We start from the raw sequence: 13,399 nt of genomic DNA, 5'->3' as shown, positions 1-13,399 counted from the left end.
TATACATTAGTTTCAGCATGGCTAATGCCAATAATTAGCCCACGTATATACTGCTTAGCACTAATACTTACTGCTACATGGACCGCCGCAGTGGCAGCAAAACCATCAGAGACACGCATTCTGCTGCTTGGCAGTTATCATATGCATAATCCTGGGCTTGATGCTGTAAATATTGATGCTGATGATGTATTAGCACCCACCCGACAGCGTGAGCTAGAAGCTCTGGCAAATGCGCTAATGGCTTTTAAACCAACTAAAGTAGCGGTAGAAGCCAAACCAAAAGACGATAGTTTGTTAATGCGTGAGCCAGTCAATCAGGCGGCATTAAAACAAGATCGAAACGAAATTACTCAAATAGGGGAAAGAGTGGCCTTGCTGGCGGGCATTAAACACTTACATGCCGTTGATGCCGAAGGGAGTTTTGATATGCAACCATTACAGGCACTTTCCAATGCACGGGCCCGGCACTATATGCAGCTGATGAACGAAGCTGGCACTGATTTGGGGCAGCAAATGAACGAAAACATGAAGCAGATGAGTATCCCCGCTTATCTGGCGTGGCTGAATAGCGAAGACATGATTAATGCTAATCACGCATTTTATGCGCTTTTACTACAAGTATCAGACGGTACCAGGCAACCCGGGGCCAAACTTGTTGCTGACTGGTACTTACGTAATGCAATGATCTGCGAACGTATTTTGCAAATAGCAGAACCAGGAGATCGTATTCTTGTGTTGTACGGCGTGGGCCACGTGTATTGGCTGCGGCATTGTCTTAATGAAATAGATAACGTAGTGGTAGAGTCTCCTGTACCATATTTGACGAATGCAACCACCAATTTGTAGCTTGCCCAGGCTATGCACTATTAGAATTATGAATTGTTATTTAAGTGTCAGAAGCCTGTGGGCTTGCCCAAGACTTATCCAGACGAAGGAAATTGCGGACTATTTACCGACATGAGGCGTTCCTTTTAGCTTGAGTTGGCGCCAAGTGACCACGATTGCGCATAAACCGGGAAGGGTAATGAAGAAAAGTGCCGAGAAAGCGATGTGCCCACCATCGCGCAGCCCGTCGAACACGCCAGTAAAACTGTTCACGAAAATCAGAAGGCCACCAAGGATCAGTGCAGTCCACAGGGATCGGACAGTTCCGATCAACGCAAGCAAGACCGTGACGATCCAGGCACCGTAGAAGATAGAAAACATCCACAGTGCGCCAGCGTCGAAGGTGATCGCGGGTATCGTGCCGTTCGCCTTCAAGTAGTCGTTCATGTAGGAGAAAGACTGGAGCGTCAAAAACAGCACAGCACCGACGGCGGTCGTCAACCAGAATAATGCGGGCTTGTTCTGATGGTAGCTCATGCTCGGGCCTTGAGCGGAACGTCTCAGATTTGATGGGGAAGAAGTCATGGAAGATCCTTATTTATTACTAATATTGGCAGAGCGAGTGCGATGGCTGCGCTAGTACTTCACGCTGACCGTTGCCATCACATTGCGTGGCTCTCCATAAAGCATCTGGTTGAAGAAGCCGTTCATAACAGTGTATTTCTTATCGAACAGGTTGTTGACGTTGACGGCCAATTCGACCTTATCCGTGGCAGCATAGTGCGTCATCAGCGACACCAGCCCATAGGGCTTTTGCTCTGCAGTAACCGCACCGAGGGGACTGGTAGCGGACTGGTAAAAACGGCTTTGCCAAGATACTCCGCCGCCCACTGTCAGTTTGTTCCATGTATCCGGAAGCCGGTAGGTGGTGAACAGCCGCGCTGTGGTGCGTGGCAGTTGGCTGCTTAGCCTCGCATCCGACGAATCGGCTCCGGAGAAGTGCGAAACTCCGGCGTAGAGATTCCAGTCCTGCGTCAGCTCGCCCTGCAGGTCCACGTCGATCCCGCGAGACTTGGTTCCACTGGCACCGTAGTAAGCCTGAGTGCCATCGGGGAGGATCTGTCCCGGATCGGTCTGCCCCAGGTTGTCCAACCTTGCCTCGAATAGCGAAACCGACGCATTCAGGCGCCCGTTAAGATATTCGCCCTTTAGACCTACCTCTTTGTTCTTGCCTGTTGTGGGCTTGAGCACATTGCCATCGCGATCCCGGTAGGTCTGCGGATTAAAGATCTCCGTGTAGCTAATGTACGCTGAGTAGGTCTCGTTGATGTCGTAGACCAGACCGGCATAGGGGGTGAACTCACCTGTCTTTTCGTAGTGGAAGCGGACGCCGTTTGTGTCCTGGTCAATCTCGTAATTGCTGAACCGTCCGCCGATGATGAGCTTCAACGGCTCGGTCAGCGAGAAACGCGCCGCGCTGTAGGCACCACTTTGCTTGGTGGTGATGTCGGTGGGCGTGTAGCCCGCTGCGGCGAAATCTAGCTCAGGGTAGTTGCCATTCCAGTCGTAGATGCTGCCCATCGGGGTGAGCCCAAAGATAAAGCCGGTGCTGTTCTGGTTGGAGGTTCGCTTCGATCCCATGACACCCACGACCAGTTCGTGTTGGCGACCGAAAAGCTGGAAGGGGCCAGACGTCATTGCATCAAAGCTGTTCTGACGTGTAGCTGTGTCGCTTGCCAGACCCACCGGAAACAGGCCCCCGCCGGTTACGCGATCTGGGGTGCCGGAGCCGCTGAACAGCTTGGCATTGGAGTCGGTCTCCTGATGCGTGAACACAGCGCGTGCGGTCCAGTCATTGTCGAAATGGTGTTCGAGACTGGAAAAGGTCGTCTTGAGTGAGTTGTCCCAGCCGCTCCAGTCGGCGGCCAACGACTTTGAGCGCGACCAGTTGGCTTCGGAGCCGTCGCTGAACCAGATTGGTATGCCGCCCCAGGTCGTGCCATCGGCCCGGATGTCCTGATAGTCGTAGCCCAGGCTCAAGGTCGTATCCGGAGTGAGAGCCGCCTCGATGATGCCATAGAAAGCATCTTTATTTTGCTCATAGCGGTCGATAAAGGAGTCTCGCTCCTGATGAACACCCACCAGTCGTGCACGGATACTGCCGTCTTCGGTCAGCGGCGTCGATATATCGGCCGTACCTCGATAGTTGTCCCAGGAGCCGGCGCTGACCGATGCGGAGGCTGACAATCTGCGCGTTGGTCGCTTGCGCACCAAGTTCACCGACGCGGATGGATTGCCTGCACCGGACAGCAGGCCGGTTGCACCGCGTACAATTTCTATGCGGTCGTAGAATGCGGTATTCAGGAAGCTGGTTCCCTCAAAATAGGCCGTGGGGATACTGTCGTACTGGAAGCTGTCGATCTGGAAGCCCCGCGAATAAAAACTCACCCGTTCGCTATCGTTGGTGTTTGAGGAGATCCCTGTACTATTTTCCAGTACGTCCTTGACCGAGTTCAGTTGCTGGTCGTCCATGCGCTGGCGGGTGATGACCGTTACCGACTGCGGCGTTTCACGCAACGACAGAGGCAGACGGATTGCAGCAGCCGTTTCGCCCGTGGTGTAAGAGCCAGTACCTTCGGTGGTAGCCGTCTCCCTGTGACCCGTTACGGTGATGGTTTCCATGTTGTTCGTTACGGTGGTAGTTGGCAAAGCTGTATCTTCTTGAGACGTTTCTCCCGCTTTGGTTTGATTCTGCTCTGACTCAGCGGCGAATGCGCTCTGCGCGCTAATGAGAACTGCTGCCGCAAGTGCCGAGCCCAGCACGGTGCGGGGTGTACTCCTTGCGGTGCGTTTGTTCGCTCCATCCAGATGAGGATAGACGGCTGGCTCTACGTATCTGTTAATTGACCACCGGAACTTCCAAGTTGTAGTGAGCTTTTCCATAAATAATACTCATTTTCATTTAGATGCCGCATTTAACAATGAAAACAAAGGGGAGGCATTGCGAAATTCGGACAGATTATTTTGCAATACGGCCAAATGTACTTACCCTAATGGTTTTGGCTGTATTGCAAAATAAAATTTGTTAATTTCGCAATGTGGAAGTGCGTTGTTGCTGGTAGCTACCCGAATTTTTCAATCTATCGGCTTTATCAGGAATGCTGACAGCGATGCTGAGTCAAAGCATTACTCAGTTCAGACAATCTTGTGGGTTAGATCGCCGCCTGATCCAACCAGAAGGAAATTTGCCCGGTGAGTATGATACCGGGAACGGAGACAGGCTATGTGCCATAAGTTGTTCGCTTTGCTGATTGCAGGACCGGCTAAAACCGGTCCCTTGAGTAAACCCAGGTCGGGCTAGAAGATATAAATAAAGCCAATGCCTACTTCGGCTTCATAGTTGCTGCGGGCGATGGGGCTATTGCGCACGTCGCTACTGAAATGCTCATACAGTGCCTCGGCGAAAATCTGCCAGTTGTGGTTGATATTATGCCGGTAGTTGTAATCAACACCGATTGAGCGTAAGCCGCCACTCAGCCTGGTTTCAGCCAAACCGGATGCCAGCGACTGCTGCGCGGTAATGCCAAAGCCGTTATTGGCATATTTGCTGTCGTGAAATACTGCCACGACATTAATTTCCGAACCCGAACCGTCGGTTTTATCGCCGAAGCGCCGGCCCACGCCAAACAAGCCAAGATTGCCGTTTTCTCCGGTTACCAGCCGGCTTACCAACCAATAACGCCAGTCGTTGCTAAATGCCCGCCGGGCCTGCAATACTAATTCAAACCCCTCATCGTTATCACCCATCCCGTCCAGACGACCATCATCAGAGTCACTTTCTTCGCGGCCCTCATCAAAGCCTATTAAGGCTTCCAGTAACCAGGTGTCAGCCCGCAGACCTCGCCAGCCCAATGCTTCGCCGGCAAAGTAGAAAATATCATCACCACGGCGCCATTGCACTGCACCAGCCGGTTCAACTTCAACACCAAATTCGTCCGAGCCTTCGTAGGCGGTTTCATATTCAATACCAAGGCCCAGCCCGAAAGCCCAGCCATCTTTGCCTCTGGTGAAGTCGTCTACTGAGGGCAAAGGTACCAGCGCTGTTTTGCCTTCTTGCGCTAATGCGGTCTGCAAGAAAAAACCCTGTAATAAAATGATTAACAGTAAACCGGTAAAGTTTTTCATGTAAAACCTCCTGTATAAGTTGGCAGAATGGCACGCAGGTGTCGGATTGATTTTCAGATATACGTGTAATTTTGTTGAGAGATCTCAGATTGGCGTTTTTTATTTGAATTTTCGATTTGCACAGATTTTTCAAATTATTAGGGGCAGATAAAAATTAACATCTATTTTTAGCCGAACCTTGCCAGACTTGGTGGGCAAACTGATCGAAAGCGAAGTGAAATACTTTATTGAGGTAGCAAAAGAGTATAACAGTGGCAGGCTCAGCCTCTTCTGAGACTGAGCCTGTTAGTTTAATCTGTGCCCCAGATAGCATGCCAGGCGGTTACTTGCAGGCGTTCGACAAAGTTATTGAGTTCTTCATTGTCGTTTTCGTCAGTATTGATCAGCACTATCAGCGCATTACGGCTTGCTCTGTCCAGTAGCAATAAGGTTGTTACGCCAGGATCTGCGCCGTCATGCGAGGCATAAGAATGATCCAGGCCCCAAAAATAGCCAATACCTTGCCCCAGATACTCCTGGTGCAACGCTTTGAACATGATGTCTTTTACCTCAGCCGTAATAACCGGGTGATGAGCAGCTAACAACACCATGACAAATTTGGCCAGATCATTTGCTGATGCTGTTAAAAAACCGTCCGGCCAGGTATTGGCAGCATAGTCAGGATAAGCAATAAACTCACCGTCAGTTTTGGCATAGCGTGTTGCTGTGTGGGCAATGCTGTTGCCTGTCAGATCCCAGCGGGTTTGCGTAAGTTGTAAGGGGATGGTTAGTTTTTCTGCAAAAAGTTCTGTGTAGGCTTTACCTGCGCTTGCCGACATCAGTAAGGCTGCCGTTGCAGCACCGACGTTAGAGTAGGTAATATTATCGCCGGGTTGTATGTTGTTGTCTTGCTGGTAATTGCCCTGAGTGTAACGATTACCGGATTGTTGCAGGTAGTTTGGCAGAAATACCTCCAGTGCCTGATAGGCTGGTTCCGGGCATTCTGTAGCAGTAAAAAGCTCATTGTATAAACTACTGCCGTCATTACTTTGAAAATAGGCACAGTTAAAGTATGCGCTGTCTATAATACCGCTGGTGTGCGACAGCAAGTGTTTAAACAAAATGGGCTGAGAAAAATGTGTTGGCGGCGTCAGCTCAAAACCAATATTGCCTGAGACAGGTAAATCCGGGCTAATGTGCCCCTCAGCTGTCATTATTGCTGCGAGCGTGCCATTAAATACTTTGCTGACAGATGCCAGAAAAAATGCTGTGTCTGCAGTGGCCAGCTGATTTTCGCTGGCCTTGCCGAAGCCCTGGCTATAAAGTAGTTCGCCATTTTTTAGCGCGGCCAGCGCAATACCGGGTAGCGTTTTTTGTTGTAAGGCTTCTGTTATAAGCGCTTCTACATCGTTAAAGCTAAACGGCATGGCAAAAGATTTATTCACTAACGACAGCGCTGTGTCGTAAGCCTGAACTCTGGATAAGGCTTTATCTTGCTGAGAAAATACGGCGGTTTCAATATCAGCCGGTATGCCGGTCACTTCGTAGCTATTGCCCTGCATATCCAGATAGCGCTCATTAGATAAGGTTAACAGCCAGCCGTTTGGCAGGGTGATTTGTAGCATATCTGACAGGGCCCCATTGCTGGCTTCACCGAGGAGGGTTACCTGCGGTAAGCTTTTCATCATAATGCTGAAGGTTTCTGCTGCCGAAACACTCAGTTTGCTGTTAATCAGCAATACCGGTTTGCTGTACGTCATCGCAGCAGGGGTAAGCTTCAGGCTGACCAAATCGGTGGTAGCCAAACGGTTGTTTGCCTGTTTTTGTAATACAGTTTGTGGCTGAGTTAAAAAGTAGCGTACTAATTCGCTGCCAATATCGTCATAACCACCTTCATTAAAGCGATTGTCTATAATAATAGCGTCTGTGCCGGCAAGATCTGCCATCATGGCCTGAAACGCGGCTGTTGCCAGATTATAATCTCCGGCAACATCACTCTCGCCGGCAGCAAAACCTCCCAGAGCACCCAGCAAAATATAACCAACGTTATTGTCACTTTTGGCCCACCATAAAGGTTGTTCGGTATCAGCTTGTGTTAATGCTTTGCCAGCATAAAGCTGCATCAGTTCCAGCGCTTTATTGCGCATTTCAGATAACAGCTCCTCTGTTGAGAGCTCTGTTGCAACAGCATAATCAGCAATAGCATTGGCGGGGGCAGCACTATAATCAACTTGTTCGCCATTGATTTTAGCCGACAGCGTAGTATGGCTATCATTAAAACCCGTGAGCATCTGCGCAAAAATAGTAAACAGTACGTCATCAGTTAACTGCTCGCTGATCATGGGGGCATACTGCTGATATCGCTGTTGCCAGTCGATTTGGCGTTCGGGCAGGAACGCATAAAGATCGTTGATTGTATGCCAGAACAGCTCAAAATTTTGCATCGGGCTTTGTGTTGGCGCCACAGGATTGCGACATTTATCCGGTAAGCGGTTTATACGTTTAAGCTGTACCTCAAAGGCCTGCGCGCCCGGCATGGTAAAACTAAGACGGTTGCCTTTGTCAGAGAAGTTTGGTGCTGATATGTTCAGATCCGCCAGGGGGCCATGCTCTGCACGCCAGCAGAATTTGTCCAGTGCATAGTAAGTTTCATAAGTGTTGTTGCTAAACACTATAATGTTGCCATAACCTGCTTGCTCATAAATGCCGGCAAGTTTGGCGGGTTTGGGTTTGTCATCGCTGCCGCATGCCGTTAGTAATAATACCGTGCTAAGCAGTGCTAGTGTCATTCTTGTTTTCATAACAGTTTTCTCTGGGCTGGTAATAACTGCTTGTCACTTTATAAGTAAGCGGCAGCCAGAGCTGTATGAGGCTTGTGTGGCTTTTGTACAAATTGTGTCAGCTGCAAGAGTTTAGATACAGGCTGAATCTGGCACCTGCTAAAATTGGATCGCGGTCAACAACTATCTTGCCTTTGTGCCATTTGATTATTTCTGCGCTGATAGCCAGCCCCAGGCCAAAGTGCGGCTGGCTATCCTGGGCTGTGCTGTCCAGTTTTACGAAAGGTAACAATACGTTTTGGGTATCTTCTGCCGCTATGCCTGGGCCGTCATCACTGATGCTAATCAGCAGTTTTGATGCTTTGGCTGACAGAGTGAGCTGCAGCTGGCTGCTGGCAAAACGACAGGCATTGCCAACAATGTTATTGAGTGCCCGTTCCAGCCAGTGCGGGTTAATCTGGCTGTATAACGCGGGCTTTGTCATCAGTAATGATAAACGCAGTTGATGCTGTAGCATTAACGGCTCAATACTGTGAACATATTCTGCCAGCCAGTGCTGCATAGTGTGCCGGCTAAACTCCAGATTATTTGCCGTACGGGACAGGCTGGCAAACTCCAGAAAGGAATTTACCATGGTTTCCATTCTGTCTACATCCTGTTCCATCCGCAGCAATAGTTGTTGTTTTTTTCCGGGCTTGTTGCTTCTTGTACTGCCTCCAGGCCAAACCGTAAACAGGCAATGGGTGTGCGCAAATCATGCGACAGGCTTTTTGCCAGCAAGCGGTTTTCTTGCAATAACTGGCTTATTTGCTCTGCCATCTGGTTAAAACTACGTTCCAGCCGGGGAATATAACTTAATCGGGAAGGTGGTAACCTGATGTCATGTTCACCATGACCAAAACGCACGGCTAACCGCGTGAGCAGATTCAACCGGTTAACCAGTGGCCACAGCCATAACAGCAACAGTAATGCCAGACCAATATAAAGCCCGAGGGTCAGCCACAGGCTGAGAGGGTGATGCTCCTGTTCAGGCGGCAGGGCGAGTTTAAGAAGCCACGCCGGATGGGCAGGTAATTGCTGTACCAGATAGTCCTGTTCACTGGTGGCTAAGGCCAGGCCGCCGGGGGATGTCAGTTGCACTGTCAGTTCCGGTGGCAATGCCATAGCCTGATAAGGAGCCAGTTGCAGGGTTAGCCCAAGTGCCGCGGCCTGTTGCTGATAATGATAGTGTAACTGGTGTTCTGCCAGTGGGTTGCTCTGGCTGACCAGATAGTTCAGTAAGTGAGCAGACAGGTTTTCCTGACGGGATGGCGACTGCTCACTGTCTGTTACTTTGTCAATCAGATAACCGAGCAGAAATAACGATAACAGGCAGGTGAGCAGCAGGCCACTGAACAGGCGTGTCATAATGGCTGCCAGGCATCGGCGACAAACAGGTATCCCTGACCCCAGACGGTTTTAATCCGTTGTGGCTGACTGCTGTTGTCACCCAGTTTACGTCGCAGCACGGATATCAGCATGTCGATACGGCGATCCAGCCCATCATAATCGCGGCCTGTCATTTCCAGAAAAACCTGCTGACGGCTCAGAACGGTGCCGGCATGGCTGGCCAGAAACCATAGCAGCTTAAATTCCGTGGCAGATAGTGGAATTTCGTGATTGCCCAGACAGACCCGGTGTGAAGATAAATCCAGTGACAGCTGCCCGAATTGCAGCTGTGCCGGTTGCTGGTGCTGTAATTTCTGTTGTTGGCGGAGTATGCTATTTAGCCGTGCCAGTAAGGCTCTCGGCCGAACCGGCTTGACCAGATAGTCGTTAGCGCCATTTTCCAGTGCCAGTACTTCGTCCAGCTCTTCGCCCTGTGCTGTCAGCATTAGTACCGGCACATCAGATTGCTGCCGTATCAGTTTGCAAATATCAAGGCCATTCATGCCCGGCAGCATCAAATCCAGCAGAATAATATCTGCGCAGGAGTGCTGCCATTGGGCTGCAGCCTGATCACCCCGGCTAAAATGGATAACACGGAAGCCTCTTGCATGCAGAAAGTCACTGATCCAGGCCGCAAGAGCCAGATCGTCCTCAACCAGTAACACTGTTGCGCTATATTCAATACTTGTTTCAGCGGACACTCAGAACCTCAGGCTGTCGCGGTAAAGCAGGCTGGCGCTTAATATAGCGCAGCCCGCGGGAGAATGATGTATGTAAAGTGTAAGAGTACGCAGGTTCTCAGAACCAGAGTTTCATACCAACATACGGAAACAAACCTAAATCCTCGTCTTTCTTGATACTGTAGCTTTGCTGCTCTGGCTGATTCAGCAAATAATAGCCAGTAACATTTTCGCAGTTATACAGGTTTCTGACCGCAATGGTGTATTCCGCCGGACGCTTAAACAGAGTACTTTGTTTACGCAGTTCCAGATCCAGCCGGTGATAAAATGGCAGCCGTTTGCTGTTTAGTTCGCCATAGACCGGTAGCAGGTAATCAGGATGATAAGGGTTTGGCCTGGCTCCGGTAATCGGTGAATACAAGTTGCCTGAGCGGCCGGTAAATACGCTACCCAGAGTCCAGCCATTGCCAAGTTTATAATTCAGCACACCGTGAATCACTACCGGAGTATCTAAGCGGTAGGGCGTGTTTGCACCTGTCAGAGGATCGGTACGCTCAGATTGTGAATAGCTGATGGCCAGCCAGCCTGACCAGTTATCAAGCATTTCTTTTTCCAGCATTAGTTCCAGTCCGCGGCTGTTGCCGGTTACGTCGCTAACATAATGTAACTGCTGTGGATCTTCTGCCGGATTAAGTGCTCTGGGTAACTGCCACATTTTTTTGTAATACAGATCGAGCAGCAACCGCCAGCCATCAAACTGATAACGAAAACCTGCAGCATAATGATCTGAGTGTGGAGATTGCAGATTACGGTTACCAATTTTCGGCAATGCTTTTTCAATATCGGCCTGTCGCTGATGACGGCCAGCGCTGGCGACCAGCTCCAACTTGTTGGTTGCAAACCAGCTGATGCGGGTGCGCGGGGCAAACAGGGTTTCGCTGGTATAATTCTGATGGTCGTAGCGGCCACCCAGTTGCCATAGCAGATCGGGTGTCAGTTGCCAGTCTGTGCTGATATAGGCTGTCTGATAGCGGATTTTCAGCCGGTCACTGTCCTGTTCGCGTTCGCCACGGTTAGCCTCGCAGTCCTGCTGATGATCAGTGCAGTAATACAAGATCATATCGTAGTTATAATCCGCAGTTAACTGGCCGGTTTCAATGCCGGTTTGCAGTAAAACAGAGTTTGTCAGTGGCTGCTGCCAGCTAAGCTGTAGCTCGGTGTTATCCTGATCCAACTGATAGAACTGGCCATTGCCAAAACCGCCACGCTCTTGCTGATTCAGTTGCAATACCGACATGCTCAAATGTTGCTGTGTCTGGCCAAAATAGTCATAACGCAACTGCTGACTATGCCAGCGGCTGTTAAGGTAGGCTTCTCCGATGTAGTCAGGGTCAATACGGCCTGCTTCTGAGGCTTCTGACAGGTTAATGCCTGCTTTTTCACCGACCCCCAGCGCAGTTAGTGTCAGTTTATGTTGCTCGCCGGGCCGCCATTGGTAGCGTAGCTGGTAATCATTTAGTACGGGTACTTTGGTAATGGTTTCACCATCGTCCAGTTCTTCATCTTTCTTTATAAAATATTGCATGGTGCTATGGCGGTAAGCAGCATAAAAGCCCTGTGTGTCTGTCAGGGCGCCTTCAACCAGCGCCGAAGTGCGTAGCATATTTAGATCAATAATGCCCCCTATAGGCTGATCTTTCGGATCGCGCAGCGTAACATCAAATACGGCGCCGGTGGCATGGCCGAACGGAGCCGGAAATGCTGCCGGATAGAGGGTAAAATCACGTAGCAGATCGCCATTAAGGGCACTGCCGTATAATTGATTAAGCAAGGGGCCGGTACGCTGCCCATCCAGCATAAAGTGATTGTCTCTTGGTGATGAACCTCTTACTGCCGGGGCGCTGTCTGTGGTGTCATAAACAACACCTGGCAAGGTATAAAGTGCCTGAATGGGATCTCCCATTAACCCGCCAATATTCAGCAGCTTTTGGGTATCTTCGCTTACCTCTGTTTGTGGCATATTACGACGTCCGCTAACGGTCAGCCGTTCAACCTGTTGCAGATGTTGCGGTGAAGTGTCAGTTGACTGGGCGCTGGCTGTAGCACAAAGCATTGTCAGATTACTGAGCAGCAGTGGCATCAATAACAGTTTTAATCGAGGTTTAGCACGCATCATACTTATATGTCATCCGTTAAAATATAGGTGCTGCTATTGTCTGACTGGAAAGCATAAAGTGCTGTAGCGGGGTTGTCGGTAAAATGTCAGGAAGTGTCAGAAGCGCCGCCATAATCGTTTTTTATGTGCGCTTTGTACCCAGCTGACTTCAATTCTGGTTGTTGCCAGTACATGGTGCTTTTGTTCTGAAGGTGTCATTTGCCATAAAATTAACTGACGGCTTTGCACATCGGTGAAATGCCATTGCCACTGAGCCGAGGTTAGATTGTGCCAGCATTGTAGCTGTTGTTCTTCCAGATACAGGCAGACTGCTGCGGGCTGTGGGATCTTCCAGCTTGCCTGAATTTGGGCATGGCATTCCCGTCCTTGCTGCAAGGTCACGCAATTGTTGGGGGCGGCGCTAAGTACTACTTCAGCCTTAGCCGGTTGCCAAAAGAAGCTGCCAGCTAATAGTAATAGGCAGCATCTAAAAAACATAACGTATAAGCGCAAAAGAAACGATTTCCGGGTTGTTCCGTGTCAAAGGGCTGCCAGTAAAAGCGTGCGTATACCAGTTAATACCTGCGCCCAACTCGGTCACCCAATGCTTGTTCAACGGGTACACACCAACCAGTCCACTATGCCAGCGCCAGCCGCCGCCACTTTGATACAGTGGGCGCTGGGAACGAACTTCTGCCGCTGTTACGCCATAGTAGTAATTTATCAGCTTGGCGCTGTACCAGCTGAGTTCGTTGTTAAAATACAGGTCCCAATTATGCTGTTCAAACCGAAAACCATAAAATAGCCGGAGCATTTCGCCATGATGGGTGCTGATGTCCTTATTTAACTGCAATGAAAGCAACTGGTTATCTGTTGTATAAAGCTGATATCGCAAGCCGGGCATCAGATCACTTTCGCGGTTATGCAAACCTTCAAGTTTACTGTTACTAATACCATCGCCACGAGCAACCGAGGGGCCGAATCCATCATGGTAACTGGCTATAATCACTGCCAGATTCTGTCGTTCGCTATTGCTCAGGCGGTAACCCAGCGTGAAGTCATCAAGCAGTCGGCCACTGCGTACGCCAAAAAGCTGGCCACTGCGTAAGCTTGGTGTTTCAGCAAACCAGTTTTTATACTCAAAATCGAACAATAGCTGCAGCTGCGGTATGCCGTTGCGCGGGCTGTCCATTGTTGGTAGCAGGTTGCGGTTATGGCTGACTCCCAGCCCGACACCGAACTGCCAGTTAAAACCAGACTCTTCTTCTGCCAGGCTAATGCTGCTTATTGTCAGCAAAAAACCAGAAAGTAACACTGACAGCAGTTTCTTCATCTAAGGGGCTCTGATGCAAAGAATATAAAAAACA

General features: G+C 49.8%; 11 protein-coding genes. 1 reads left to right on the top strand and 10 read right to left on the bottom strand.

Annotated elements, in window-relative coordinates; genetic code table 11:
• The first annotated feature begins 90 nt into the window (after positions 1 to 90).
• Complete coding sequence (locus J3B89_RS02210) at positions 91 to 846, top strand: DUF5694 domain-containing protein (protein ID WP_215395872.1); 756 nt, start codon at positions 91 to 93, stop codon at positions 844 to 846.
• Positions 847 to 945: 99 nt separating this feature from the next.
• Here J3B89_RS02210 and J3B89_RS02205 read toward each other — a convergent pair whose 3' ends face one another.
• The 10 genes from J3B89_RS02205 to J3B89_RS02160 form a co-directional block, all read right to left on the bottom strand.
• Complete coding sequence (locus tag J3B89_RS02205; RefSeq protein ID WP_215395871.1) at positions 946 to 1,362, bottom strand: hypothetical protein; 417 nt, start codon at positions 1,360 to 1,362, stop codon at positions 946 to 948.
• Positions 1,363 to 1,461: 99 nt separating this feature from the next.
• Positions 1,462 to 3,768, bottom strand: a complete 2,307-nt coding sequence (locus J3B89_RS02200) for a TonB-dependent siderophore receptor (protein ID WP_215395870.1) — start codon at positions 3,766 to 3,768, stop codon at positions 1,462 to 1,464.
• Between the two features lie 414 nt (positions 3,769 to 4,182).
• Positions 4,183 to 5,010 carry a MipA/OmpV family protein gene (locus J3B89_RS02195; RefSeq protein WP_215395869.1) on the bottom strand — a complete coding sequence of 276 codons (828 nt, stop codon included), beginning with the start codon at positions 5,008 to 5,010 and terminating at the stop codon, positions 4,183 to 4,185.
• Between the two features lie 290 nt (positions 5,011 to 5,300).
• The gene (locus J3B89_RS02190) at positions 5,301 to 7,790 is read right to left on the bottom strand and encodes a serine hydrolase (protein WP_215395868.1); all 2,490 of its coding nucleotides are present in this window, start codon (positions 7,788 to 7,790) and stop codon (positions 5,301 to 5,303) included.
• A 97-nt stretch (positions 7,791 to 7,887) separates the two neighbouring features.
• Positions 7,888 to 8,412, bottom strand: coding sequence for an ATP-binding protein (locus tag J3B89_RS02185; RefSeq protein ID WP_215395867.1), 525 nt, complete (start codon positions 8,410 to 8,412; stop codon positions 7,888 to 7,890).
• A gap of 5 nt (positions 8,413 to 8,417) precedes the next feature.
• Positions 8,418 to 9,176 (bottom strand): hypothetical protein, encoded by a 759-nt coding sequence (locus J3B89_RS02180; protein WP_215395866.1) that lies wholly within the window; start codon positions 9,174 to 9,176, stop codon positions 8,418 to 8,420.
• The gene (locus tag J3B89_RS02175) at positions 9,173 to 9,898 is read right to left on the bottom strand and encodes a response regulator (RefSeq protein WP_349814179.1); all 726 of its coding nucleotides are present in this window, start codon (positions 9,896 to 9,898) and stop codon (positions 9,173 to 9,175) included. The genes J3B89_RS02180 and J3B89_RS02175 overlap by 4 nt, the downstream gene beginning before the upstream one ends.
• Before the next feature lie 97 nt (positions 9,899 to 9,995).
• Complete coding sequence (locus tag J3B89_RS02170; protein WP_215395865.1) at positions 9,996 to 12,053, bottom strand: TonB-dependent receptor plug domain-containing protein; 2,058 nt, start codon at positions 12,051 to 12,053, stop codon at positions 9,996 to 9,998.
• Positions 12,054 to 12,149: 96 nt separating this feature from the next.
• Positions 12,150 to 12,530 carry a DUF3019 domain-containing protein gene (locus J3B89_RS02165; RefSeq protein WP_215768293.1) on the bottom strand — a complete coding sequence of 127 codons (381 nt, stop codon included), beginning with the start codon at positions 12,528 to 12,530 and terminating at the stop codon, positions 12,150 to 12,152.
• Positions 12,520 to 13,365 (bottom strand): MipA/OmpV family protein, encoded by an 846-nt coding sequence (locus tag J3B89_RS02160; protein WP_215395863.1) that lies wholly within the window; start codon positions 13,363 to 13,365, stop codon positions 12,520 to 12,522. The genes J3B89_RS02165 and J3B89_RS02160 overlap by 11 nt, the downstream gene beginning before the upstream one ends.
• Between the last annotated feature and the right edge of the window lie 34 nt (positions 13,366 to 13,399).

It is taken from the genome of Rheinheimera oceanensis, from assembly GCF_018831085.1.
Taxonomy (GTDB): domain Bacteria; phylum Pseudomonadota; class Gammaproteobacteria; order Enterobacterales; family Alteromonadaceae; genus Alishewanella; species Alishewanella oceanensis.
The sequence above is the reverse complement of the archived record's forward strand: the minus strand, read 5'-3'. Positions and strand labels throughout refer to the sequence as shown.

Bases quoted from the DNA above. Each gene is read 5' to 3' on its own strand.
- J3B89_RS02205 (WP_215395871.1), bottom strand. From the start codon at position 1,362: ATGAGCTACCATCAGAACAAGCCCGCATTATTCTGGTTGACGACCGCC.
- J3B89_RS02190 (WP_215395868.1), bottom strand. From the start codon at position 7,790: ATGAAAACAAGAATGACACTAGCACTGCTTAGCACGGTATTATTACTA.
- J3B89_RS02170 (WP_215395865.1), bottom strand. From the start codon at position 12,053: ATGATGCGTGCTAAACCTCGATTAAAACTGTTATTGATGCCACTGCTG.
- J3B89_RS02200 (WP_215395870.1), bottom strand. From the start codon at position 3,768: ATGGAAAAGCTCACTACAACTTGGAAGTTCCGGTGGTCAATTAACAGA.
- J3B89_RS02160 (WP_215395863.1), bottom strand. From the start codon at position 13,365: ATGAAGAAACTGCTGTCAGTGTTACTTTCTGGTTTTTTGCTGACAATA.
- J3B89_RS02165 (WP_215768293.1), bottom strand. From the start codon at position 12,530: ATGTTTTTTAGATGCTGCCTATTACTATTAGCTGGCAGCTTCTTTTGG.
- J3B89_RS02195 (WP_215395869.1), bottom strand. From the start codon at position 5,010: ATGAAAAACTTTACCGGTTTACTGTTAATCATTTTATTACAGGGTTTT.
- J3B89_RS02180 (WP_215395866.1), bottom strand. From the start codon at position 9,176: ATGACACGCCTGTTCAGTGGCCTGCTGCTCACCTGCCTGTTATCGTTA.
- J3B89_RS02185 (WP_215395867.1), bottom strand. From the start codon at position 8,412: ATGGAAACCATGGTAAATTCCTTTCTGGAGTTTGCCAGCCTGTCCCGT.